We start from the raw sequence: 24,226 nt of genomic DNA, 5'->3' as shown, positions 1-24,226 counted from the left end.
CCCGTTCACTGCCTTTTAGGCTTGTTCTTCAGCATACTGGCGTTGAATATCTGCCATCACCTCGAAATCGCTCTGTAAATCCCTGGCCAGGCGGATGAACAATGGCTTCAATTTGTTATAGGCATCACTGTTCGCTTTGACTGGTTCATGTTTCACTTTTGTTTTGACTAGTTCTTTGATATCTGATAGCCGCTCGACCATCCCCAGCTTGTACATAGTCAACCATGCAGCTCCCATACAAGAGGATTGATGGCTTTCCGGAACCATGATTTCCGTTTCGAATATGTCAGCCATAATCTGCCGCCACAACTCCGAACGGGCGAAACCACCATTGGCGCGGAATTCCACCGGTTCCACACCGGCCTCAATCAAAGCGATGACCACCGTGTACATTTGGAACATGACTCCCTCCAGCACACTGCGAATCATTTGATCCCGGCTGTGATCCAATGTCAGTCCGAAAAATACACCCTTCGTGTCAGCATTCCAGTAAGGAGCCCGTTCCCCGGTCAAGTAAGGGAAAAACAACAGGCCATCCGACCCTGGTTTCACCTTGGAAGCAATCTCAGCCAGATCATCGTAAGGGTCTCTTCCAGCTTGCTTTGCTTGTTGTTTTATGTCTGGGAACAAGTTGTCCCTGGCCCAGCGGAAAGTTATCCCTCCATTGTTGATCGGACCACCGATCACCCACTGATCGTCTGTCAGCGCATAACAAAATATCCTTCCTTTCGGATCGACAGATGGTTTGGAAACAACTGTACGGATGGCCCCGCTTGTGCCGATTGAACAGGCCACAGACCCAGGGTCGATCGCACCGACTCCTAAATTGGCGAGGACTCCGTCACTGGCTCCGATGACAAACGGAATGTCCGTTGGCAGGCCGAGGTCTTTTGCTTTTTCAGCGCTTAATCCACTGACTAGATATGTCGTCGGCACTGGATCGGAGAGCTGTTCTTTGCTGATTCCAGTCAGATCAAGTGCTTCCTTGTCCCAATCAAGCTTTTCCAAGTTGAAAAGGCCGGTTGCCGAGGCGATGGAATAATCGACAATATACCTGTCAAACAATCGATAAAACACATATTCTTTAATCGAAATCCATTTTGAAGCCCTTTCAAAAGTTTCCTGATCATGCTTGCGGAACCAAAGCAATTTGGTCAGCGGAGACATCGGATGGATAGGGGTTCCGGTGCGCAAGTAAATTTCATGACCTTCTCCGCTTTTCAGTTCTTCGGTTTCCTCAACCGACCGCTGGTCCGCCCAAGTCAGCGATCCCGTCAGCGGGTTACCGTTTTCATCCATGGCGATCAAGCTGTGCATCGCTGCGCTGAAGCCGATACCGCCGGGAGTGCCCCCTTGTTTATCAACCGCTTTCAAAACTAGTCGAAGTGCGGTTTTCAAAGCTTGAAAGATCTCTTCCGGATTTTGTTCTTTCCAGCCAGGATGCGGGGTGTAAAGCGGGTATTCCTGTTCTTCTTCGGCCCAGGCATTTCCGGCTTTATCATATGCAAGTATTTTTGTACTCGTTGTCCCGATATCGATGGCTATGACTACTTGCTCACTCATTGGATTTCCTCCATTCTTAAAACTTTCATTAAGTAGAGCGCTTTCAAACTAACGCTAAATTATCTTTTCCCTAAAAAACAAGTATTTGTTAAAGAAAATATTTTTCTTGTTTACCAATTATACATGAAATTTTTTTCGCATCAAGTGTTAAAAGAAATATTTTTTCACATTTTTCTCTTTATTATTAAAATAATTTCCTTTAGTATTATAGAAAAGAGATTCACAAGGAGGAGCATTCGTGGTTGAAAACCAAAATGTAAGCGTAACCAGGAGGATTCGTTCGATTTATCAGCAATTAAGTGACAAGGAAAAGCAAATCGCCGACTTTATACTGGAGCAGCCTGCCGGCATCATCCACTCTACCATCAATCAGGTTTCGGATGATTTGAATGTCGCGGATGCCACCGTGTTCCGATTTTGCAAACGTCTCGGTTTCAAAGGGTATCAAGCATTGAAAATTGCATTGGCCTCGGAAATTGTAAATCCCATCAAGGATATTCACGAAACCATCAGTGCGGAAGATTCTGAATTGGAGATTGCACAAAAGGTTTTTCAATCCAATATCAATGCTTTAGAATATACACGGGAAATCCAGGATCCGGGGAATTTCCAAAAAGCTGTCCAGCTCCTCGTTCAATCAAACCAAGTCCATTTTTACGGAAATGGCGGTTCCGGGATAATTGCTCTCGATGGACAGCATAAATTCATGCGGACAGGACTGCCGAGCTACGCACACACCGATACCCATATGCAATTAATGGCCGTTTCGCAATTAACCAGTAGTGATACCGCTGTCTTCATTTCTCATACGGGAGCAAACAAAGATTTACTCGAAGTTGCTGAACTGGCGTTTGAAAACAGGGTACAGACAATCGGAATCACCAATTATGCCAAGTCTCCGTTGAATAAACTGGTCGATGTCTGCCTTTATACCGCATCGCAAGAAACCGAATTCCGATCAGAAGCATTATCTTCACGAATAGCAGAACTCTCCTTGATCGACGCTCTGTACGTGAATTACAGCATCAAAAAAGCCAATCAATCAAAAGAAGCACTCACCCACATGCGCAATGCTATATCGAGAAAACGTATGTGACAACAAAGGGGGGTTACTTCCAGCATCCTTGGAACTTTCAAGTGAATTCCTTACTTTCTTCTATTATAAGAAAAAACCAGTGTCATGTGGCGAGGCCACTGAAAAAGTTCTTTTATTATAAAATTGCTGTCAACGTTCGTTGTTGATTCCCCGAATAAATTGTCGGTGTATGCTTGCCGCGGGCACGCTAAGCTAACTTGGTCTAGAAAATCACTTGACCAAGTGGATCTTCTGCTCGCGCTGTTCCCGCAGGCGTCATCACGGTCCGCTCATCGTGGAATTTTCAAGGGCCAGTCCAAAAAGAGTCGATTTTCTTTGACTTAAAAAAAGAAAATCGACTCTTTTTTCTTGTCCAATGATTGGTTTATTGAAAAGAATGAGGGCTTTCTGCCTCCTTTCCATCTTCAACTATTTCTCTGAAAAATAGAAAAGATGGCGCCCTTACCTACAGGCGCCATCCTTTTGTATCTTCTCACTTTAATGATCGAAAAAACGCATCTAATTCCCTGTTAAACTTATCCGGTTCCTCCAAAAATAAACAATGGCTGCTATTTTCAAAGGCAATCAGTCTAGAATCGGGTATGCGCTGCTGGATATATTCTCCGGCAGCCACCGGGAAGAATGTGTCGTCACGGCCGAAACAAATCAGTGTCGGTACCGTGACGTTTGAGAGCGTTTCTCGATAATCGACTGCTGTTTGATTGAATACAATAGTGCTCGCTATCGCTGCGGGCAGCTTCATCATCTCTTCTAAAATCCAACGATGCTGGTCCGGATCGGGCTTTTCCTTGAACATGCCGTAAATGAACTCACTGTTAAAAGCATGCTGATCCTCCTGGATTGCCTGCATGACACCTTTGATTGCTTCAAAATTGAATGCCCCATACTCCCAACCATCCCATAGATAATCAGATGGGGATTGATCAACAATGGTCACCGCTTTAACATGGTCACTGCCAAATTGATTGAAATAGTCCCACACAACAAAAGCACCCATTGACCAGCCAACAAGGATCACTTCGTTCAAATCGAGTTTTTCCATGAACCGTTTCAAGTCCTTTGCATAGTTCGCGACCGTGTGCCCATAAGGCACTTTGCTCGATTCCCCGTGTCCTCGCAAATCGAATGTAATGGTCCGATAACGTTGCTTGAAATAGTCAAGCTGATTCCCGAAAAACTTGCTGCTCATCATCACTCCGTGAACAAACACGACAGTTTGCCCTTCTCCCTGATCCTGATAATACAATTCCGTCCCCGCTTCTATTTCCATATAAGGCATAGCAGTTCTCCTTTTCTGCTTATTTAGAGTGATTCAATAATACCTTCCAAAACATCAGCCATTCCCTACCTGTAAATAGCAATTCTGTTTGTTTCTATGTAAAATAGTTGCTGTAGTATTGATTTTCCGACCACTCGACCAGATTCCCTTGTAAGAACAGGAGGTATAAAATGAAAAAAGCAACATATATAGAAGAAACAATTCAACTTGCTTTCGACAATGTCGAAAACGACGGCGGACCTTTCGGAGCAATTATCGTAGATAAAACCGGGAACATTATCGGCAAAGGTACCAATATTGTCACAAAATCCAACGATCCGACGGCCCATGCGGAAATACAAGCAATCCGCGAGGCTTGCCAAGAAAAGCAAACATTCCAATTGTCTGATTGCATTTTGTATACCAGCTGTGAACCGTGTCCGATGTGCTTAGGTGCTATATACTGGGCTCGCCTTGAAAAAGTATACTACGCGGCTGATCAAAATCTGGCAGCAGCGGTCGGGTTTGGTGATACTTTCATATATGAAGAAATCGAAAAAGCACCCAGCGAAAGACATATTCCATTTCGGGAAGTACCAGTGAAGGAAAGAAACCGCCCCTTCGAGGAATGGGACAACAAGCCAGACAAAATAACATACTGACGGTCAGTAAATATCCTTCCTGCCAAACAAGATTTTTCTTGTTTGGCGATCCCGCTCAGCTACTTTTGGTAGTTCCACAGCACTCTCCATTCGCCATCATCCTTGGCAGCAAACACGTCTTGCACAATACTGAAATTTCCATACTTGCCCTTATAATTTTGAGTTACTGTTATTTTATAAACAACAGCTAGCGGTTCCACATCTTCCTCCATTTTCCAATCCTTTATTTTGTCGGTATCGCCTAACGAATAAGTGAAGGTTTCGGAACCTAACTGATTCATGAATACGTGGGCCCGATCCTGTAAGTAAGCGCCCTTCTCAAATTTCTCCTTCATCAGTGGATGAAACAAAGCATAGGATTCTGCAAACATTCCCTGTTGTTCATAACTATAGAAGCTATCCACTACAGCCTTTGCCTGCCGATTCGGCAAAAAATATACCAGTCCAGTCATACCAAGGATCAAAATCAGGATCAGCACCAATATGATTAGCGGATTTATTCCTCTGCGCACTGAACATCCTTCTCCCTCGAACAACCATATACAACCATATTATTCTGCTTGCCGGGAAAATATTACATGATCCAGGACAGCCCCTGCTCCTTCTCTCATGGAAAGCCGGGGAATCACTTTATTTTTCATAAAGCTCAATGGGAAGCTGGTCGGGGTCGGTAAAAAAAGTGAATTTCTTTCCAGTTGAAGAATCGATCCGGATGCTTTCCGGCTCTATCCCCCTTGCCTGCAGTTCCTTTAACGTCGATTCCAGCTGGTCTACTTCAAAAGCCAGATGCCGTAAACCGCACGCTTCCGGGTAATTCGGCCTTTCAGGAGCATCCGGAAAACCGAACAGTTCAATAATATAATCCCCGTTCAGTGCTAAGTCCAATTTATATGTGCCTCTATGAGACTGGAATGTCTCCTTAATGATTTCCAACCCCAGTTTTTCTGTATAAAAATGCTTGGATTGCTGGTAATCGGAACAAATGATGGCGGTATGATGAACTCTATTAAACATATTTTCCCCCTCGTTTTTATGATGATATTGCCTTTACTTCTTGGGCAATTCTATCAAAAAAGGGAAAAACAAGGTTACAAAAAGATTAAAGCAACCCGCCAGACTGCTTCTATGATATACACTAAAACCTGTCACGACAGTAATTTGGCAATCATTTCTAGCATTTCCTTATTTAACAGCTAGATTAAAATCCTTTACAGTTCTATTACAACCCTTCTCAGTTGGTAAATCCATGCTATACTGTATCCAGTTCTCCAAAAGAGAGAAAAAATAGTAACCACGTACCTTTGCTTTGTGACTCTTCATTATCTTTTCTTTTGCAGATAGCAAGGGAAAAATTAATCTTAAACATTATCAGGGAGTGGAAGAATTGAGAAAGTCTAACAAAACATTATTTTCTGTAGCGGCAACTGTGGTTTTGGCATCAGCTTTTACAACAAGTGTGGAAGCTTCTTCCTATAAAGTGCAAAGTGGGGATACATTGTGGAGCATTTCACAAAAATATAATACGACTGTACAAAATTTACAATCTACTAATAATATATCAGGCACCATCATCTATCCGAACCAAGTGATTGAAACCGGCGACGGCGAAAGCAGCAGCAAGTCTCACGCTTCTTCGTCCAATGGAAAAACGTACAAGGTGAAATCCGGCGATACTTTATGGGCAATCGGAAAGAATCATGGTGTATCGGTAAGCAACCTGAAAAGCTGGAACAACCTTTCTTCTGATTTGATTGTAACTGGTCAGACGCTTAAGGTAAGCGGATCTTCCAGCTCTAGCCAAGCATCCTCCAATTCTAGTGAAAAGGTTAGCGAGAAAGAAACAAAAGTTAAATCTGCCAGCGTTTCAACGAGCGGCAACAATGGTTCTGCCCTTGTCAACGAAGCGAAAAAGCATGTCGGCACTCCATATGCATGGGGCGGCGCATCTCCAAGCGGTTTTGACTGCAGCGGATTTATCTATTATGTAAGCAAGCAAGCTGGTGATAGCTTCGGTCGTACGTCTGCTGCGAACCTTTACAATCAATCTACCAAGGTAAGCAGTCCGCAGCCTGGCGATTTGATTTTCTTTAAAGGCACATATAAATCCGGTATTTCTCATGTTGGTTTCTATGCCGGGAACAATCAGTTCGTTCACGCAAGCTCTAGCGGTGTAGAAATCACTAGCGTCAGCAATCCATACTGGAACAGCCACTTTGCTGGATACGGACGTATGTAATTATCGTAAAAACAGATCGGAATTTCCGGTCTGTTTTTTTTATGTGGCAAAATCCCGATTCTTGTTACCCAAAAGCTTGTTACAGCACTATTCCCGCATCTCCACAACCTAAACCATCTTTTTCGAAAATTTTTTGTTCTTTACTGAATATGTCGGCGTCCCCCTGGCGTGATGAGTGTTCCTGCAGTGTGCAAAAAAATACACTCTTTCCCTCTTTCTTTATTACCGTAAAGATACTTACCCCAAAGGAAAAAAAGAGAGAGATTAGCGCTCAATGTTATTAGAATTACTGGATATTTATAAATAAACATGTGGATGTATGAAATATAGAGGAAAAAGAAAAAGTGCTTTTTGAGTAGAACTCTATGATTGTGATTAATGGGTATATCGAGGGAATAAACAATACGAGAAAAGTTTTAAAACGAGATTCTTTTGGCATCAAAGATTTTAAAGATTAAAGCCTAAAATTTCATGGCAGCAAGCGATGAAATTGCTCTATAGAGCGAAATAGTAACGTAGCAGAGGAAATAAGCGAGACTCCTGCGGAATAACGGGCGACCGAGACCCCGCAGCGGGCTTTGCGAGGAGGCTCGGACGTTCGTCCGCGGAAAGCGAGTTTATTTCCTCTGCGGCCTTGAGAAAATAGCCATTTCTTGGAGTATGCCTTACGATAAAAAGAGGATGGAAGAAGAATCACCACCACGATTCATTCATCCGTGAAGAATAAAGAGTGTTTATTTCCTTTGCCGCTTGAGGATAGTCGCTAGTAGATGGAAAGATTCGTGGCGTGAAAATCCCATCACCACCATGGACAGAGAACCGAAAATTTTTTCTTTAGTAGAAATAGATAGAGAAAGGATATCCCGTCTAACCGACACCGTCCATCCCCTCTTCTATCTTCTTAGAAAAAACTGCCCCCGGAAAATGTTCTTTTCAGGGGACAGCCTTTTATCTTTAGAAAACTTATCCAAAGTTCTTCTTTAATGTTTCGGTTATTTCTACAACGGATTTCCCCATTCCGGATTCTACAGCAGCTACATAAGCACCTTCTACTATCGGGACATCGGCAATTTCTATGTGATCGTATTCCGACATTTCCACCGCCATTTCGGCGTTCATCTTGGCGCTGCCAATATCAAAAATAAGCAGAACCCCTTTAGGACTATGCGCGTTCTCGATAGCAGCCTGGATTTTTTCGATGCTGGTTCCGATATCTCCGTCATCGGTACCTCCTGCCAATTCAATCGGCACATCCGAATTCACTTGGCGGATGAGATCCTTGATTCCTTCGACGATTTTGGGGCTGTGGGATATCAGAACAATGCCTGTCTGGTCCATTGACTACACTCCTTTTCTTACTATCTCAGCCAGGGTTGAAAATAAGTAATAAGAGGAAACCGAACCAGGATCCAAATGACCGACAGAACGCTCTCCCAAGTAGGCAGCTCTTCCTTTTTTGGCAGACATGTCTTTGGTGGCTTCCATGGCCGATTTTGCTTTGGATTCGATTTCATCACCAGAAAAATCTTGCTCCGTCTGTAAATATTCAGCCATTGGCAGCCAGACATCGATCATGGTTTTTTCACCTTGCTCTGCTTTCCCTCTTTGCTTTAACCCTTCTGCTGCTGCCGAAATTCCTTCAGCGAAATGCTGAAAGTCTGCATTGTCCGACCCTTTCATGCTGGTGGACATTTTGAGGAAGGCGGTACCGAACAATGGTCCGGATGCGCCGCCGACTTTCGACATCAAGGTCATCGCCGTATCCTTCAATACGTCGCTTACGCTGGTATATTCAGCAGCTTCTATTTTATTTTTGACCTCTTGAAACCCGCGTGCCATGTTGATACCATGATCTCCATCGCCGATAGCCTGATCGAGCGAGGTCAAATACTCCTTGTTTTCCTGAAACAGTTGATTGGCCTGTAATAGCCACTGTTTTATATCTTGTGGTTGTAACTCCATCCTGCATGCTCCTTCCTATTACATTTTAAACGCTGGGGCCTCGGACGGGGCGTCCAGCAATTCTTTCAATTCCTCATCCAGTTTCAACAGGGTGACCGAGCATCCCGCCATTTCCAAAGATGTCATGTACTCACCAACAAACGTTTTGTGGACACGTATATTTTTTGCTGCCAGCAATTCCTGGACTTTTCCATTGAGAATGTACAGTTCCATTTCAGGGGTTGCTCCAAGTCCGTTGATCATGACCGCTACTTCTTCTTCAGCAGCGATATCGATGTCAGCCAAAACTTTGTTGGTCAACTCCTCGGCAATTTCATCGGCAGATGCGATTGTTTTTCTCTCTATTCCAGGTTCCCCATGAATCCCGATTCCAATCTCCATTTCATCATCGGCCAATTGAAAGCCCGGCTTCCCTGCAGCTGGAACCGTTCCGGAACTGAGCGCCATTCCCATCGAACGCACATTGGCCACCGTTTTTTCCGCCACCGCTTTCACTTCTTCCAGTGAACCACCTGCCTCTGCTTTTGCCCCGGCAATTTTGTGAACGAAGACGGTACCGGCAATGCCTCGTCGTCCGGAAGTGAACGAGCTGTCCTCGACTGCTACATCATCATTCACCACCACATGCTCCACCTGTATTCCTTCTGCCTCGGCGAGTTCCGCTGCCATTTCGAAATTCAGGACATCTCCGGTATAGTTTTTGACTACCAAAAAAACACCAGCACCATTGTCGACTGCTTTTATCGCCTCAAAAACCTGATCCGGAGTAGGAGAGGTGAAGACTTCGCCAGATACAGCCGCATCCAGCATTCCTTCGCCAATATATCCGGCATGGGCAGGTTCATGACCACTTCCGCCGCCGCTTACCAATCCAACTTTCTCTGATCTAGCAGGCTGTTTCCTTGCAAGAACCATCGTGTCCGGAAGTTGCTTGAGACTGTCAGGATAAGCTGCCGCTATTCCCTTCACCATATCCAGTACTACCTGATCCGGATTATTGATAATCTTCTTCATTTTGCTTCACTCCTTTATTATTTTCACTCTACTAACACTCTAATGATAAACCTTCGCTAAATCCTTAAGGAAACCCTTTACTGTAAGAAGGATTTTTTCGACAGAAGTCGGGAAAATCCGACTAAGCATTATAAAAATACGGGACCAATCGATCGAAAGCTTCCTTATCGATAAACCGGTCCCGCGGTATTGATTGGTGCTATCCGAGGCTTTCGTCACTTCGGAAACGCATCCTTACCACTTCTTATTTAAATGCACGTGTCGCTTCCACGGCTTTTTTCCAGCCATCGTAAAGCTTTTTACTCTTCTCTTCCGGTAAAGCGGGATCAAAAGTACGCTCATTCTGCCACTGTTTTGCAATTTCCTGCTTATCCTTCCAATAGCCCACTGCCAGTCCCGCCAAGTAGGCCGCACCAAGTGCAGTGGTTTCTTGTACGACTGGACGTTCTACCGGCACTTCGAGAATATCGCTTTGGAATTGCATCAAGAAATCATTTTTGACTGCTCCTCCATCCACGCGAAGTTTTGTCAAATCGATGCCGGAGTCCTTACTCATGACATCGGCGACATCCTTGGTCTGATAAGCAAGGGATTCCAACGTCGCCCGGATAAAGTGATCCTTTGTCGTCCCGCGGGTCAATCCAAAGACAGCACCGCGTGCATCACTGTCCCAATATGGTGTGCCAAGTCCGACAAATGCCGGTACGAAGTAAACCCCGTCCGTTGAATCTACATTTTTGGCATGAGCTTCACTCTCTGGAGAGTCGTTGATCACTTTCAATCCATCACGCAGCCACTGAATGGCAGATCCTGCCACAAATATACTTCCTTCCAAGGCATACTCCACTTTTCCGTCAACGCCCCAGGCAAGTGTCGTCAAAAGGCCATGTTCGGATACTACGCCTTTTTCGCCGGTATTCATCAGCATGAAACAACCGGTTCCATAAGTATTTTTAGCCATACCCTCTTCAAAACAAGCCTGACCGAACAAAGCCGCCTGCTGGTCACCGGCTATGCCCGCAATCGGCACTTCCTCGCCAAAGAAGTGGTAATCCACTGTTTTTGCATATACTTCCGAGGATTGCTTCACCTCCGGCAGCATGCTTTTCGGTACGGTCAAAATATCCAGCAGTTCTTCATCCCACTTTAAATCATAAATATTGAACATCAAGGTTCTCGAAGCATTGGAGTAATCGGTGATATGGGCTTTTCCACCAGATAACTTGTAAACAAGCCAGGAGTCGATCGTACCGAACAGCAAGTCTCCATTGTCGGCTTTTTCCCGGGCACCTTCCACATTATCAAGAATCCATTTCACTTTGGTTCCGGAAAAATAAGGGTCGATCAACAGGCCGGTTTTTTCGCGGAACAAATCGTTATAACCCTGTTCTTTCAGCTCATTGCAAATTTCCTGGGTTTGACGGGATTGCCAGACAACCGCCTTATAAATCGGCTTTCCAGTATTCTTATCCCATACTACCGCTGTCTCACGTTGGTTGGTGATGCCGATGCCGGCTACTTGGGATGGTTCCGCATCTGCCTTCCGTAATACTTCCGACATACAGGCAAGAACAGAAGTCCAGATTTCATTGGCATCGTGTTCCACCCAGCCTGGTTGAGGGAAAAATTGTTCGAACTCTTTTTGAGCCGTTTCAACAATTTCCCCATTACGATTGAACAGGATCGCTCGCGAACTTGTTGTCCCTTGGTCTAATGACAAAATATATGTTTCACTCATGATAAATTCCCCCTTAAGATATTTTTTCTTCCACTTTATCAGCAGTGGTTTCTCCTTTTTTCAGTTCTGCATTTGCAGCTCCGATCAAGATGACAGCCATCACAGCACTCAATATCCAGAACAAGACCGAAAAATCGCTTACAAAAATGGCACGATAGAAAACCGCTCCATAAATTCCTCCCAAAATCGGTCCAAGAACCGGTATCCAGGAATAACCCCAGTCAGAACCGCCTTTTCCCGGTATCGGAAGCAGTGCGTGGGCAATCCGCGGGCCAAGGTCCCGAGCCGGGTTGATGGCATAACCGGTCGTACCGCCAAGCGACATTCCAATCGCTACAATCAATGCACCTACTATCAATGGGTTCAACCCTTCGGTAAATTCGTTCGCGCCGATAAACAAAAGACCCATGACAAGAACAAATGTACCGATCATTTCACTGACCAGGTTGGAAAACGGACTGCGTATTGCCGGATCGGTAGAAAACACGCCCAGTTTCGCTCCAGTATCTTTGGTCGCTTTCCAATGCGGCAAGTAATTCAAGAAAACAATAACACCGCCGATAAATGCTCCCAACATTTGTGCCGTGATATACATCGGCACTTTTGACCATGGAAATTCACCTACTGCAGCAAACCCTAACGTCACTGCAGGATTGATATGGGCTCCCGATACGCTGCCGACCGCATAAACGCCCATTGTCACTGCAAGACCCCATCCAATTGTAATGACGATCCAGCCGGCGCCTTCCGCCTTTGTATTTTTAAGTACGACTCCCCCGACAACTCCGCCGCCAAAAATAATCAAAATCATTGTACCAATTAGTTCTGCTAAAAATTCGGACATCTCCAGCACCCCTTTTCCTATATTAACCTAGTAAACGATGTGTTTTTGAACACAAAAAGACCCACACTCCAATCGACGCACTTCTCCTGAGAAGTGCCATTGTAGTGTGGGTCTCCGAATCTCCATCACATCGTTAACTTGTTGTCTTAACTTTACACCATGCTGCAAACGCTGTCAATCCATTTAGTGATTTTTTTGTAAGCACTTACGTTTCCTTGCATATCTTGTTTTCTCCCCGTCCTTGTAACGGCGCTGTTTTCACGAATCGTCACCGATTATTTTTTCTTCCACTTCTTCGGTTTGGGAGTGTCCACTTTTTAATTCTTTGCTGGCAGCAGCGATCAACAGCAGAATCATCACAGCACTGAGAATCCAGAAGAAAACCGAATAATCACCGGTAAACAAAGCACGGTAAAATAACGCACCATATATTCCGCCCAACACCGGACCGGCCAGAGGTACCCAGGAATATCCCCAGTCGGATGATCCCTTGCCCGGAATCGGCAGCAAGGCATGTGCAATCCGTGGCCCGAGGTCGCGGGCAGGATTGATAGCATAACCCGTGGCACCCCCCAACGACATTCCAATCGCCACAATCAACAATCCAACGATCATTGGATTCAATCCTTCGGTGAATTCATTTGCACCGATAAACAAAAGTCCCATCACGAGGACGAATGTACCGATTATTTCACTGACCAGGTTGGAGAACGGACTGCGAATCGCTGGATCTGTTGAAAACACTCCGAGCTTGGCTCCCGGATCATCTGTCGCTTTCCAGTGGGGCAAATAGTTGCAAAAGACGATACCTGCCCCGATGATGGCACCGAGCACTTGAGCCGAAATGTACATTGGCACTTTCGTCCATGGAAACTCTCCAATCGCCGCGAAACCAAGGGTAACAGCGGGATTGATATGGGCACCAGACACATTCCCGACGGCATAAACACCCATTGCAACCCCGAGCCCCCATCCAATCGTAATGACGACCCAGCCTGCCCCTTCAGATTTCGTTCCTTTAAGAACGACTCCACCGACGACACCGTTCCCAAGAATGATCAAAATCATGGTTCCGATTAATTCAGCTAAAAACTCCGACATGAAAACGCACTCCTTCCGATTTTCTAATCTAATTAACATAAATCGGAAACTTCAAACCTTTTGCGCACTAGTCAGTTATCCGGATGTGTTGTCGCCTGATGTTCCATCTCAGTGAATGTTCCATAGTTCGGAACGGGAAGTGGTGACAGCTTTCGCTCCTCCCTGGTATGCATTTTCCACATCCTCCTGGCTGCGGATCAACCCGCCAGCGATGACCGGGATGCCTGTCCGTTCAAAAATTTCCCCGATCAATTTCGGAATGAGACCAGGCAGCACCTCGATATAATCTGGTTTCACCTTGTTGATGATTTTTATATTGCTCTCCAATGCATGCGAATCAAGAGCGAATAGCCGCTGAACCGCTAGAACCCCCTGTTTTTTGGCGTAGGAAATGACATTCCCTCTGGTGGTGATGATGCCATCTGGTTTCAGATTCCGGATCAAGAACTCAATCCCGGCTTCATCGGTTTTCAACCCTTGAATCAAGTCAGCATGGACAAACACTTTCTTTTGTTCTCTTTTTGCATATTTTATCAGGGAAACAAGCTGGGAAAGCCTTGTCTCCAAGAAAATGATATATTCATAATCACTCGTAAGCAGCTTTTCAAAATCTTTCATATCACGGATCGCCGGTAAAGTCCCTTGGAGTATTGTCATATTATCACCCAATCCCGTTAATTTACTAATAGTTATTCATTTTATCATAATGCTTGTCCAAAGGTTAATATGTAAACAGTTGGTGAAAACGCTTATCTGTCGGTTGTAGCTTGATAATTTCCGATTTAGAAATTAATTTCGACTTAACACTGGCCTGCTCACCCCATTTTATAAAACGAACCCTAATCAATTGCTTAAAAATGCTCGCTATACGGGATGCTACCGGCATATCCTGTTTGAATCCCGCTTGTTCACTCCTTTTAGTATCGGAAAATCCAATACGGAAATATGTGGAAGGAACGGTCACAAGATTTTGCCGTTAGATAAGGCGAAGATTCCAGCGGCAGAAAAGGCATAGGGGGAGATGGCCCTGGAGAGCGCTGACTCGAGGAAACTCTCCACCGCCCGCGGAAGATGCTGGTTATTTCTTAAAACCGGCACTGCACTACTGAAGAGAATAGGTAGTTTCTAAAATACCCTAAAGAACACTACTCATGAAATAAACAGACGAAACGTTTTCCAAACAAGTCGCAAGGGAAATTAGTAAGGAGTCCCATTAAGAAAAGAGTGACGAACATGAAAAGGCTGTTGATTACCTTGCTTCCGATTCTTTACGCTGTGTTGATCTGGATTCAATCAAGCTACTCGCATGAAACCATTGTACGCTTTTTCAAGGAGGTTATGCCGTGGTGATAAACTTTCTATGGGAAGCTTTCCATTTTATAGAGTTCTCCATTCTTTACCTTCTCCTGGCAGCAGCGTTGATAGTCAACAAACGTCACAACACACTGACGGACCTTGCTGCCATGTCTGCAACCATCGTTTATGCTTTCGTGGATGAAATTCATCAATTTTATGTACCAGGACGTTCCTTTTCTCAGTTAGATCTAGTTAAAGATATGGCTGGGGTGGTCGCTGCGTGGATTTTGCTGGAAAGTATCCAATCCAGCAGAGGACAAAAGAATGATCATTAACAACAAGCTTTTCTTGGCTGTGCCGACACGTTCCGCAGTGTGAGAAGCTTGATATATTTTTCCTGCCTGAACATGAAATCACAAAAAAAGCTGTCCCTTGGCATTAGCCGGATAGGACAGCTTTCATGAATTATTTTTTGCGGCGTAAGAGTTTTATACAGGCCAGGATGACTAAAGCAATCGCCACATAAGTGAGGAAAAACACGATGAATCCCCACAGCCCTACAACCGCATCGGCAAATTCCATATCGCCGCCGGTTAGAGCCTGTTGAATTTCGATTGCAAAAACAAGCACCACCATCATGGTGAATGTGTAAATAAAAGAAAGAATGGTAATGCTCCACTTCATGCTGGCGATCAATTTAAAGAAAAAGTAGACGATGAAAAAGGCAAAGATACCGATAATGCCGATCACCCAAAAATGCAGTTGTTTATCCGTCATTGTCAATCCGAATAGTTCAATTAATACATCATGGATTCGGTTTACGATATCAGCCAGCAGTAAAATGACTTCCTTCATACTTTTTCCTCCTATTTTCTACCGTTCAACTACGTCGGGCCTGATTCAACGCCTGATTGAATCCTGCGATGATATCGTCTGCCGCTTCAATTCCTACAGATATCCGGATCAATCCTTCCGTTATTCCCAATTGTTTCTGTGTCTCTTCTGGAAGGGCTCGATGGGACGTAGCCAATGGATAGGATACAGAGGTTTCGACCCCAGCCAATGTAGGAACGATTTTTATCCAGCCGAGCGATTGGAAGAATGTTTCCACATCACAGGTAGCCCTAATATCCATCGTTACGATGGCTCCATTTCCAAACGGTGATACGTCCTTCGGGTAATATACTTTTTCCACTGCCTCATGCTTTTGCAATGCATCGGCTAGTTTTTGTGCATTGGTGACATGCCGTTCCATTCTTACACTCAACGTCTTCAACCCGCGGCAGGTGAGCCAGGCCTCGAAGGGACTTAAACTGCTGCCCAAATTCACGATTTTTTGATTGGCTTTTTCAATTAAATCTTCGTGACCGACAAGCACACCGGCTGTAATGTCACTGTGACCGCCGATGTATTTAGTCGCACTGTGGACAACCAAATCGGCGCCCTGCTCATAGGGACGGCACAGGTAAGGTGTGGCAAATGTATTATCGATCATCAAGACCAGCTGGGCGTCCTTGGCCAGGGCAACGAGCGCATCTATGTCCTCTCTGCGCAGCAACGGATTGGAAACAGATTCCGAGTAAACCATCTTTGTATTGTTTCGGACATATTCGGCGATTTTGTCCCAATCGGAAAAGTCGATAAAAGACACTTCGATTCCTAAGTCCGGAAGTTCATTGGCAAGCAGTTGATATGTACCACCGTAAATATCAGCAGCCGCGATGACATGGTCCCCCTGCTTGGCAACGGCAAGAATTCCAGCCAATATCGCAGCTGTTCCCGAGGAAGCGGCTACTCCTCTCGGCGCTCCTTCCAGCTGAGCCACCGCAGCTCCTAGCTCATCGGTATTCGGATTCCCGACTCTCGTATATAAATAATCATTCTTCCCTTGGTAAAAATTCTCCAAATCTTCAAGGTCTTTGAATTTAAAAGCTGACGTCTGGTAAATCGGCGTCGTCTTGCTATTGATTTTTTTCTCCTGAATGCCAGATAGATGAACAGATTTCGTATCAAAATGTTTCCCCATGTGATCGCTCTCCTTTACCAGCTTTCCATAATTATACCTACTTTAACGCAAGACAGATTAAAAGCGCAAGCACTGTTTAAAAGAATACAACCCGGATTCTCCACGTCCTTGGCAACCTGCATTATCAATAACGCGCGGTCCTTCGCCAAACGTAAGCAAAGCTTCGAAATGGATGACACAGAGGTTTTGCTTAAGACCTCCAGGAGTAAGGACCGGACACCTATGGAAATTCATCCTTTTTTAAAAATAGAATCGGAGAGGCTGGGTACACCTCTCCGATCCTTGGTTACACAGTTTGAGTTGCCCTGCTGTACTTTTTCCCGGGGTGGTTTTCAAGAAGACGCGGTCCTGCTCCAAAAAGGTTATCCCGCAAGCTTTCTCCTTCATAGCTAGAGCGAATCAGGCCTCGATCTTGTAAAATCGGAACAACCAAATCGACGAAATCCCGGAAAGTTCCCGGCGTAATCGCATATGCAATATTGAAGCCATCGATACCAGCCTCTCTGACCCATTCTTCCATCGTATCGGCTATTTGTTCGGGCGAGCCGACTGCATAGGCGCCAAGACCTCCGATCCCGATAAATTCTTTGATTTCTTCTACTGTCCATTGTTTGTTCGGATCAATCCTTGTAAAGTTTTCGACTGCTGATTGGATGGCATTGTTTTCAACATACCGCAAACTTTCATCAGGGCCATACTGCGAAAGGTCGATACCGGTCCATCCACCGAACAAGGCAAGTGCCCCTTCATGGCTGATATGTTTTTTATAATCGTTGTACTTTTCCTTCGCCTCCTGTTCTGTGCGCCCTACAATGGGAGTGAACATGGTCAAAATTTTCACATCCTCTGGATTCCGCCCAGCCAGTTCAGTCTCTTTTCGCAACTTTTTGACTGACTTCCTGGCAGCCTCTTTGGTTGGAGCTCCGATAAAGACACACTCTGCATTCCTGGCTGCAAAGGCCCTGCCTTTCTTGGAAGCTCCCGCCTGATAAATAACCGGTGTACGCTGTGGCGAAGGTTCACTCAAATGGGCGCCAGGCACTTTGAAATACTTTCCTTCATGCTGGATGTCATGGACCTTTTCCGGATCGGTATAGATGCCATTCTCTTTATCGAGACGGACTGCATCATCTTCCCAACTGCCTTCCCAAAGCTTATAGCAAACATCCACATACTCTTCTGCAATATCATACCGCTCATCATGACTTACCTGATCTTCCAAACCCATGTTGACTGCTGCGCTTTTCAAATAAGACGTAACGATATTCCAGCCCACCCTTCCATTTGTCAAATGATCGAGTGTCGACATTCTTCGGGCGAAGGTATAGGGATGTTCATGGCTGACAGAAGCGGTCACGCCAAAACCGAGATGCTTGGTGACGGCCGACATGAGCGGTACGACCAGCAACGGATCGTTCACAGGCGACTGGGCTCCCTGCCTTACTGCCGCATCCCGAGAATTTTCGTAAACATCATAGGTGCCTAGCACATCAGCCAAAAACACAGCATCGAAATTCCCTTTTTCCAATAGCTTTGCCAGCTCTATCCAATATTCACTGTCCTTATAACGGTGTGATTGGTCGTCCGGATGCGTCCATAATCCTGGCGATTGGTGTCCCGCACAATTCATATCAAAGGCATTCAAATATATCCGCTTATCCGTCATCGATTTTCTCCTCCTATTGTTTTATTGGTTCAAATTGGCTGTTTTTGCTTGTTGACCGTCTGGACAAAATAGTCCAATTGCTTTTCTAATCGCTGGTTTAAATCAGGATCGTGAATCGGCTGATTGATATCCTGTTTGTCTATGCATTCGTTCAACAAATAAACACCTTTCAAATTCTGTGCCTTCAATGTCGCCAATAGCGGCTTCAGACTATATTCCAATGCCAGCAAATGGGAGGGACTGCCGCCTGTCATCAGTGGCAAAACCGGAGTATCTTCCAACACATCCTGCGGCAATATGTCCAGAAATGCCTTTAGAACCCCTGAGTAAGCTGCTTTATAAACGGGAGACCCGACAATCGCGCCTTTCGCCTTCCGGATGAGCGCTGCCGCTTCCGTTACACTCTGGCTGTCATACCTTCCTTCAAACAAGTCGACCTGAGGGATCTCCTTTACGGATAAGTGTACGGTGGAAAACCCTTTTTGCCTCAAAGACTCCCCTAAATAGTTCAAAACCACGTCGGTTCCTGATTGGGCCGAAGGACTTCCCGATAAAATAATGATTTCACTCAAAATAATCTCTCCCTTTCTGCCAAATGGGCTTGCGTTTCGACTCGGGGAAAGAGGGATTTTTTTCATTAGAAAAAGCCCCCTTCTCCGCAACATGAGAAAAGAGGGCTGTCATCGTCCGATATCCGCTCTTATCTCCCAAGAATGATCTTGGCTGGAATTAGCACCTTTCTGACAATGGTCAGAGGTTGCTGAAGCGTCAATGGGCCAGTTCCCTCGGCTTCTCTGGATAAGAATTTTTAATTTGACACCTATCATAATACCAATGGCTTTCCATGTCAACCACTTTTTGCAATAATCAGAATAGTCCTGTCTGTTGAAAGTGCCCTGCACTTACTCCAGCCAGGTTTATCTGCCCAGTTTTTGAGAAACATATAGATATACTTAATCCAGGAGGAATCGTGATGCATGAATTTAACGAGACTTTTATCCAAATCCTTATCCTGCTTGCTATCTCGATCGCCGTGATCGGAATTGCCAAAAAAATCGGTCAGCCCTATACAATTGCACTCGTTTTGGTCGGTTTAATTCTTGGTATTATTAACGTACATGTACCGCTTATTGACGAAGCAGAGGCATATATCACTCAATCAGAAGTGTTCCAGGCAATCATCATATCTTTGTTTTTGCCGATTCTACTCGGAGATGCGACGTTAAAACTTCCCTTTCACCATTTATACCAGCACAAGCGGGCCGTACTTGGCATGGCATTCGCCGGTACGTTTCTTTCCTTTATCGTGATCGGCTTATCCACTCATTATGTTATCGGATTGCCGATAGCGGTCGCTTTCACATTCGCCGCTTTGATGAGTGCCACAGATCCGATAAGTGTTGTATCCATATTTAAGTCACTCGGTGTTTCGGAAAAGTTATCCACGGTCATGGAAGGGGAATCACTGTTCAACGACGGGATTGCGGTCGTCTTGTTCAAAATTTCGTCGATCTATTTGCTTACTTATATCGAATTAGGCTGGGAGGGGCTTGGCAGCGGCATCCTGTTATTCCTGAAATTCAGTCTCGGCGGTGTGTTGGTCGGTGTCATCCTTGGTTTTGTGTTCTCCCAAATCATCCGCTTTTTTGATGATTATCCATTTGAAATTGCCCTGTCGGCCATCTTGTTTTTCGGAAGCTATTTTATCGCGGAACATTTGGAGGTCTCCGGGGTCATCGCAGTGGTTGCGGGTGGTTTTATGTTCGCCGACTATGGCGGGAAAATCGGTATGTCGGAAAAAACGCGGGTCACCATCAATACGTTCTGGGATGTCATCACCCTTGTGGCCAACTCGATCATCTTTTTGTTGATTGGTTTGGAGATCCGCAATATTGATTTCAATAACCAGTGGGACATCATCGCATATGCAATCATCCTTGTAATCCTGGGTAGAATCATCGCTTTGTATATCAGTACACTGCCTGTCAAAGATTTGAACCGGAAAGAACGTATCCTGCTGAACTGGGGCGGCTTGCGAGGCAGCTTGTCGATTGCACTTGCTCTCAGCTTGCCAACCGAATTCGCCGGCCGTGACACCGTCCTGTTACTGACCTTTTCGGTTGTCTTGTTTTCTTTGATCGTGCAAGGCCTGTCCATCAAACCATTGATCAAAAAGCTCGGTCTGTCGGGCGCCGATTCGAAAGAATAAAAAGTCCCGATGCAAAGGACATAGAAGCAGGCGGGAACAGCGCGGAATCAAGCTCCACTTGGTAAGGCGGCTTTCTTTGACAGTACGCTGAATCCATGCCCGCGGAGAGGGAATCACCTTTTACCTTGCACACGTGGTGTATTTTCACCATTCATGTGAGAATGTAAGAATGCTATTATTTGTCAAAGTCAATTCATATAAAAAACCGGACGAGTCCGAATGAACAGGATTTCGAATTAACGTCCGGTTTTTGGCTTGGCCATTATTGCGTCGTTCCACTTTATTTTGCTGTATTCACTTCAATCACTTTATTGACAAAAGAGGCGAAGGGTTCGTCCTCAAAAGAATAATCGTCTAACTCCTTACGGTAGATTTGAATGATAACCGTATCATATCCCTTTTCATGTTGTGTAAGTCCGAAATGAGAGGTGCGTAGATGGGACAAATCCTCCCGGTACGGCAATTTAATTGCATTGTTTATTTCCTCCATAGGGATAGAATTCTCCGGAACTTCCAAATCGATCCGCAATCGATTTTCCCCCGCATGGATTTTTCCGAAACGCTTGGAATGCCGCTTCCATGGCAGCTTTGTCGTTGTTTCAATACCATAGTTGTGTTTTTCCCGGTTGATCAATTTCACTTCACATTTCCCGCTGTTTTCCAGCAGGGTAATGAGTTCGTTGACTTTCTTGTACATCTGATCCATCCTTTCCATTCCGAGTCAGCATCTAGTTAAACTATTCCCCGTGACCAAATGTTTTACCCGTTGAATGTTTTACGATGGGATAAAGAACGCTGTCATCAGAAGCGAAAAGAGTCCATTCACAATAATTGCAATTTTTGTCTCCTTCTGGGCTGCTGGTGAACTCCTCACATTCCTCTAGGGGAAAGAGCCATAATGCAACATGGTGCTGGACTTAAAGAGAATAATACAGAACGGATTTCAAATAAACAAAACCCAGGAGTTTTTTCACTTAGCCCCCTGGGTTTTGCCCACTTATCAAGATTTCGCTTTCTTTATCATATCGTGCACCTTTTGAATCTCATCATCGGATACGACCAAATAATACACATCCTGACCGCTTGAATTCGTGATATAAGTGCCTTCGCCTTCCATTTGATAGCTGACAACATTTTTCCTGGTGTCCCGATAGTTCATCATCAGATTTTTCATGTCACTGAAATCCATATTGGTTTCCATGTTATTCCCGAGGACATCGATCATATCATCGATTTTGTTCACGGAAGCTACACTGGCGCCTTTATCGACAATTGCTTGGAATACTTGCCGTTGACGACCTGTTCTGGCAAAGTCGCTGTCAAAATGACGCATTCTGACAAAGCCCATTGTTTTGGCCCCATCTAGTTCGATTTTGCCTTCTTCGTAATGATAGCCTTTTTTATAATAGCCCTCGTCGATCCAGTCAGTCTTGTTATCTACCGTGATGCCGCCAACTGCATCTACCATTTCAGACAAACCTTCCATATTCATTTTCACATAATAATCAAGTTCGATATCCAGCAGGTTTTCCACTGTGTTGATCGACATGTCTGTTCCACCATAGGCATACGCATGATTGATTTTATCCTCGTACCCTTTCCCCACTATTTCCGTACGAGTATCACGGGGAATGCTAACCAGATTCATGCTATCGTCTTCCGGATCAAGCGATAAAACCATCAGGGCATCTGATCGGCCGGAATCTCCAGAACGTTCGTCTACACCCAGAAGGAGGACATTCAAAGGTTCGTTGTCTTTCACCTTTTTTTTGCCGACTGAAGTATCGATTGAGTCGACCGGCTTGTGCATTTGCTCCTCAACCGTTTGTTTAGCATTATGATATATAGAAAAAGCGTAGACACCCACGCCAATAACGACTACCGCAATGACAGCCAGTAGAATTTTCCACCAGCGTTTCGACTTTCCCGTTTTTTTAGCTCTTCTGCTTTCAGCCAAGTAAATACACCCCATCTATTATTATTAACGACTTCTTTTTCTTCAACCATTATACTATAACATTGTAAATTTTTGTCTACCCTTAGCGAAAAATTTTTTGTCGAAAACTTTTTCCAATATACAAGACGGTTTCAAAAAGGTAGTGTCACTCCGAATCAAGGAAATAGTAAACACGGGCCCGGTGAAGGCTGTTTTGCTCGTTTTTCTGTTTTCCTTGCGGGCTTGAAAAAGTAAAAAAGCCAGAGAAGCAGTTGCTTCTCTGGCTTTCATCTGATTTTACGATCCGTCCATTTGTGATTGCTGCCCATAACAATCACTTTCTTTCAGAATGTCCATCGCTTCCTGATAATCCGCTTCATCTACGTCGAAATGGAGTAGATGTGTCACTGTTTCCGGATTTCCGTCACCTGATTGATTCTGCTGATTTTTGTTGACCAATGGAGCGATCGGGGCAAAACCGCCATTGGTACCGGTACCTGTATTGGCAGGGAAAAACGGAACGAGAACTTTTGTATCCGTGTCTTCCGGCACTTCTTCGACTGACACGTTATTCACCTTTAGTGTTTGAAGCCGGGCGTGCACTGCTTCTGCATCGTTTTCATTTTTAAAATAAGCATCAATCTGCTTTGACATTCCTTTCACCCTTCCGAGCTTTGTTACCGTTAACATACCCGGTCTTGCACACTTTAAAACAGATCCGGGGCGAGAGGTGAGTCAAACCCGGATCCTTATATAAGCTCTGTCATCAAATGATTCATTGCCTTTTATCAGACCCTTTGAGGCTTTGTAAGTCCGAAAGCATAACGGATCTTCGTTTAGTAGTTTCCCAAGCACAGTTTCGGACTCGAACAGGTTGTTTTTTAAAAAAGGATACCCGTCCGAAGCGAGGATGACTTCGGCTTTACCGGAAGGGACATGCGTCACCTCGATCATACTCAAGTCAATCGGGAAACCATTTATCACTTCATAGCCATACTGATTTAGCGGGTCATTTTGCACATAGTACTGCTGCAGGATCAAAGGCTGGATGAATTCCCATCCAGTATCGCGAACAAGCAGGTCGTCTACTGTTTTCCCTTTCTTCAACTCTGCTTCCAAATAGAGAGAGCCGTGATGGTATCCAGATGTTTCTCATTTTTATAAAGCTCGCCTTCGATGATGGCCTGACAATCTCCGATTTGCCAAACCTCCCGGTGGTAATTTCTGTAAATAGCCATACAAGCAGAAGGTGCTAACCACTTCTTATGATCAATCTCCTCCAACAGACCTTGCTCCTGATAGAAATTCTGCATCGATTGATTGATTTGTTTGATCATTCCTTCCAAAGTCACTTTCCTATCCAATCGTCCCACAGTTTGTTTTACGATTTCTGCAGCAATTCTTCCTGGCGACTTTCCATTGATCATTCTGCCTGAAACATTGGTAGCACCGTCAATAACAGCTGCAAAGTCCTCATTTATGACAATCATATCTTCACAAAGTTCAGGATCAGGGCGCTTCCCTTGCAGAAACGATTCGATAATATGTATTCCCACAGTTCTTCCTCCTCATATTTATTCCAATATTTTCAACGATTGCCTGGTCCATTCCATGCTTTA

At 44.8% G+C, this 24,226-nt stretch carries 25 protein-coding genes, 1 pseudogene and 1 riboswitch; of the genes and pseudogenes, 6 read left to right on the top strand and 20 right to left on the bottom strand.

The features are described from left to right. Positions 1 to 15: 15 nt before the first annotated feature. Positions 16 to 1,563, bottom strand: a complete 1,548-nt coding sequence (gntK, locus tag ABVF09_RS09485) for a gluconokinase (protein ID WP_026772220.1) — start codon at positions 1,561 to 1,563, stop codon at positions 16 to 18. A gap of 238 nt (positions 1,564 to 1,801) precedes the next feature. On the opposite strand from gntK, the gene ABVF09_RS09480 reads away from it, so the two are divergent. Beyond that, positions 1,802 to 2,659, top strand: a complete 858-nt coding sequence (locus ABVF09_RS09480; RefSeq protein ID WP_026571052.1) for a MurR/RpiR family transcriptional regulator — start codon at positions 1,802 to 1,804, stop codon at positions 2,657 to 2,659. A gap of 472 nt (positions 2,660 to 3,131) precedes the next feature. Here the strand turns inward: ABVF09_RS09480 and ABVF09_RS09475 are convergent, their stop codons facing one another. Continuing rightward, positions 3,132 to 3,938, bottom strand: a complete 807-nt coding sequence (locus ABVF09_RS09475) for an alpha/beta fold hydrolase (protein ID WP_026571053.1) — start codon at positions 3,936 to 3,938, stop codon at positions 3,132 to 3,134. 170 nt (positions 3,939 to 4,108) lie between these two features. Here ABVF09_RS09475 and ABVF09_RS09470 point away from each other — a divergent pair, with 170 nt between their 5' ends. Next, positions 4,109 to 4,579: a nucleoside deaminase gene (locus ABVF09_RS09470; RefSeq protein ID WP_153463094.1), complete on the top strand. Its 471-nt coding sequence runs from the start codon at positions 4,109 to 4,111 to the stop codon at positions 4,577 to 4,579. A gap of 59 nt (positions 4,580 to 4,638) precedes the next feature. Here the strand turns inward: ABVF09_RS09470 and ABVF09_RS09465 are convergent, their stop codons facing one another. Both ABVF09_RS09465 and gloA2 read right to left on the bottom strand, forming a co-directional pair. Beyond that, a complete protein-coding gene (locus tag ABVF09_RS09465) occupies positions 4,639 to 5,091 on the bottom strand; it encodes a hypothetical protein (RefSeq protein WP_026571055.1) in 453 nt (150 codons plus the stop codon). A gap of 118 nt (positions 5,092 to 5,209) precedes the next feature. Then, a complete protein-coding gene (gene gloA2 / locus ABVF09_RS09460) occupies positions 5,210 to 5,593 on the bottom strand; it encodes an SMU1112c/YaeR family gloxylase I-like metalloprotein (RefSeq protein WP_026571056.1) in 384 nt (127 codons plus the stop codon). 370 nt (positions 5,594 to 5,963) lie between these two features. Here gloA2 and ABVF09_RS09455 point away from each other — a divergent pair, with 370 nt between their 5' ends. Both ABVF09_RS09455 and ABVF09_RS19790 read left to right on the top strand, forming a co-directional pair. Further along, the gene (locus tag ABVF09_RS09455) at positions 5,964 to 6,815 is read left to right on the top strand and encodes a C40 family peptidase (protein ID WP_051382205.1); all 852 of its coding nucleotides are present in this window, start codon (positions 5,964 to 5,966) and stop codon (positions 6,813 to 6,815) included. Positions 6,816 to 7,192: 377 nt separating this feature from the next. Beyond that, positions 7,193 to 7,326, top strand: a pseudogene (locus tag ABVF09_RS19790) (transposase); the annotation flags it as partial. Positions 7,327 to 7,778: 452 nt separating this feature from the next. Here the strand turns inward: ABVF09_RS19790 and dhaM are convergent. The 7 genes from dhaM to ABVF09_RS09415 form a co-directional block, all read right to left on the bottom strand. Next, entirely contained in the window at positions 7,779 to 8,153 is a 375-nt protein-coding gene (gene dhaM / locus ABVF09_RS09445; protein WP_026772218.1) for a dihydroxyacetone kinase phosphoryl donor subunit DhaM, read from the bottom strand. Positions 8,154 to 8,156: 3 nt separating this feature from the next. Beyond that, entirely contained in the window at positions 8,157 to 8,777 is a 621-nt protein-coding gene (dhaL, locus tag ABVF09_RS09440) for a dihydroxyacetone kinase subunit DhaL (RefSeq protein WP_026772217.1), read from the bottom strand. An 18-nt stretch (positions 8,778 to 8,795) separates the two neighbouring features. Further along, positions 8,796 to 9,791, bottom strand: a complete 996-nt coding sequence (dhaK, locus tag ABVF09_RS09435; RefSeq protein WP_371069079.1) for a dihydroxyacetone kinase subunit DhaK — start codon at positions 9,789 to 9,791, stop codon at positions 8,796 to 8,798. Between the two features lie 244 nt (positions 9,792 to 10,035). After that, positions 10,036 to 11,529, bottom strand: a complete 1,494-nt coding sequence (gene glpK / locus ABVF09_RS09430) for a glycerol kinase GlpK (RefSeq protein ID WP_026571252.1) — start codon at positions 11,527 to 11,529, stop codon at positions 10,036 to 10,038. 13 nt (positions 11,530 to 11,542) lie between these two features. Then, positions 11,543 to 12,373, bottom strand: coding sequence for an MIP/aquaporin family protein (locus ABVF09_RS09425; protein ID WP_026571251.1), 831 nt, complete (start codon positions 12,371 to 12,373; stop codon positions 11,543 to 11,545). Between the two features lie 258 nt (positions 12,374 to 12,631). Further along, a complete protein-coding gene (locus tag ABVF09_RS09420) occupies positions 12,632 to 13,474 on the bottom strand; it encodes an MIP/aquaporin family protein (protein WP_026571250.1) in 843 nt (280 codons plus the stop codon). 108 nt (positions 13,475 to 13,582) lie between these two features. Continuing rightward, entirely contained in the window at positions 13,583 to 14,131 is a 549-nt protein-coding gene (locus ABVF09_RS09415; protein ID WP_026571249.1) for a glycerol-3-phosphate responsive antiterminator, read from the bottom strand. A gap of 686 nt (positions 14,132 to 14,817) precedes the next feature. Here ABVF09_RS09415 and ABVF09_RS09410 point away from each other — a divergent pair. Next, positions 14,818 to 15,105 (top strand): VanZ family protein, encoded by a 288-nt coding sequence (locus ABVF09_RS09410; protein ID WP_371069078.1) that lies wholly within the window; start codon positions 14,818 to 14,820, stop codon positions 15,103 to 15,105. Between the two features lie 130 nt (positions 15,106 to 15,235). On the opposite strand, the gene ABVF09_RS09405 is transcribed toward ABVF09_RS09410, so the two are convergent. The 4 genes from ABVF09_RS09405 to ssuE form a co-directional block, all read right to left on the bottom strand. After that, positions 15,236 to 15,625 carry a hypothetical protein gene (locus ABVF09_RS09405; RefSeq protein WP_026571247.1) on the bottom strand — a complete coding sequence of 130 codons (390 nt, stop codon included), beginning with the start codon at positions 15,623 to 15,625 and terminating at the stop codon, positions 15,236 to 15,238. A gap of 25 nt (positions 15,626 to 15,650) precedes the next feature. Further along, on the bottom strand, positions 15,651 to 16,796 hold the full coding sequence (locus ABVF09_RS09400; RefSeq protein ID WP_371069077.1) for a trans-sulfuration enzyme family protein: 1,146 nt from the start codon (positions 16,794 to 16,796) through the stop codon (positions 15,651 to 15,653). A gap of 286 nt (positions 16,797 to 17,082) precedes the next feature. Next, entirely contained in the window at positions 17,083 to 18,462 is a 1,380-nt protein-coding gene (locus tag ABVF09_RS09395; protein ID WP_153463086.1) for an LLM class flavin-dependent oxidoreductase, read from the bottom strand. A gap of 29 nt (positions 18,463 to 18,491) precedes the next feature. Next, on the bottom strand, positions 18,492 to 19,100 hold the full coding sequence (ssuE, locus tag ABVF09_RS09390) for an NADPH-dependent FMN reductase (protein WP_371069076.1): 609 nt from the start codon (positions 19,098 to 19,100) through the stop codon (positions 18,492 to 18,494). A 59-nt stretch (positions 19,101 to 19,159) separates the two neighbouring features. After that, positions 19,160 to 19,267, bottom strand: a riboswitch (SAM riboswitch). A 168-nt stretch (positions 19,268 to 19,435) separates the two neighbouring features. On the opposite strand from ssuE, the gene ABVF09_RS09385 reads away from it, so the two are divergent. Beyond that, positions 19,436 to 20,671, top strand: coding sequence for a cation:proton antiporter (locus ABVF09_RS09385; RefSeq protein WP_026571243.1), 1,236 nt, complete (start codon positions 19,436 to 19,438; stop codon positions 20,669 to 20,671). A gap of 280 nt (positions 20,672 to 20,951) precedes the next feature. On the opposite strand, the gene ABVF09_RS09380 is transcribed toward ABVF09_RS09385, so the two are convergent. From ABVF09_RS09380 to ABVF09_RS09360, 5 genes are all read right to left on the bottom strand, one after another. Next, positions 20,952 to 21,368, bottom strand: coding sequence for a hypothetical protein (locus tag ABVF09_RS09380; RefSeq protein WP_371069075.1), 417 nt, complete (start codon positions 21,366 to 21,368; stop codon positions 20,952 to 20,954). Positions 21,369 to 21,671: 303 nt separating this feature from the next. Continuing rightward, positions 21,672 to 22,628: an LCP family glycopolymer transferase gene (locus ABVF09_RS09375; protein WP_237648639.1), complete on the bottom strand. Its 957-nt coding sequence runs from the start codon at positions 22,626 to 22,628 to the stop codon at positions 21,672 to 21,674. A gap of 276 nt (positions 22,629 to 22,904) precedes the next feature. Continuing rightward, positions 22,905 to 23,261, bottom strand: coding sequence for a hypothetical protein (locus ABVF09_RS09370; protein WP_035427145.1), 357 nt, complete (start codon positions 23,259 to 23,261; stop codon positions 22,905 to 22,907). Positions 23,262 to 23,342: 81 nt separating this feature from the next. Continuing rightward, positions 23,343 to 23,714, bottom strand: coding sequence for a hypothetical protein (locus tag ABVF09_RS09365; protein WP_371069074.1), 372 nt, complete (start codon positions 23,712 to 23,714; stop codon positions 23,343 to 23,345). Continuing rightward, complete coding sequence (locus tag ABVF09_RS09360; protein WP_371069073.1) at positions 23,711 to 24,163, bottom strand: hypothetical protein; 453 nt, start codon at positions 24,161 to 24,163, stop codon at positions 23,711 to 23,713. Before ABVF09_RS09360 ends, ABVF09_RS09365 begins: the two co-directional genes overlap by 4 nt. Positions 24,164 to 24,226 lie beyond the last annotated feature (63 nt).

It is taken from the genome of Sediminibacillus sp. JSM 1682029 (genome assembly GCF_041366435.1).
Lineage (GTDB): Bacteria > Bacillota > Bacilli > Bacillales > Amphibacillaceae > Sediminibacillus > Sediminibacillus terrae.
This window is presented reverse-complemented; position numbering and strand designations above follow the sequence as displayed.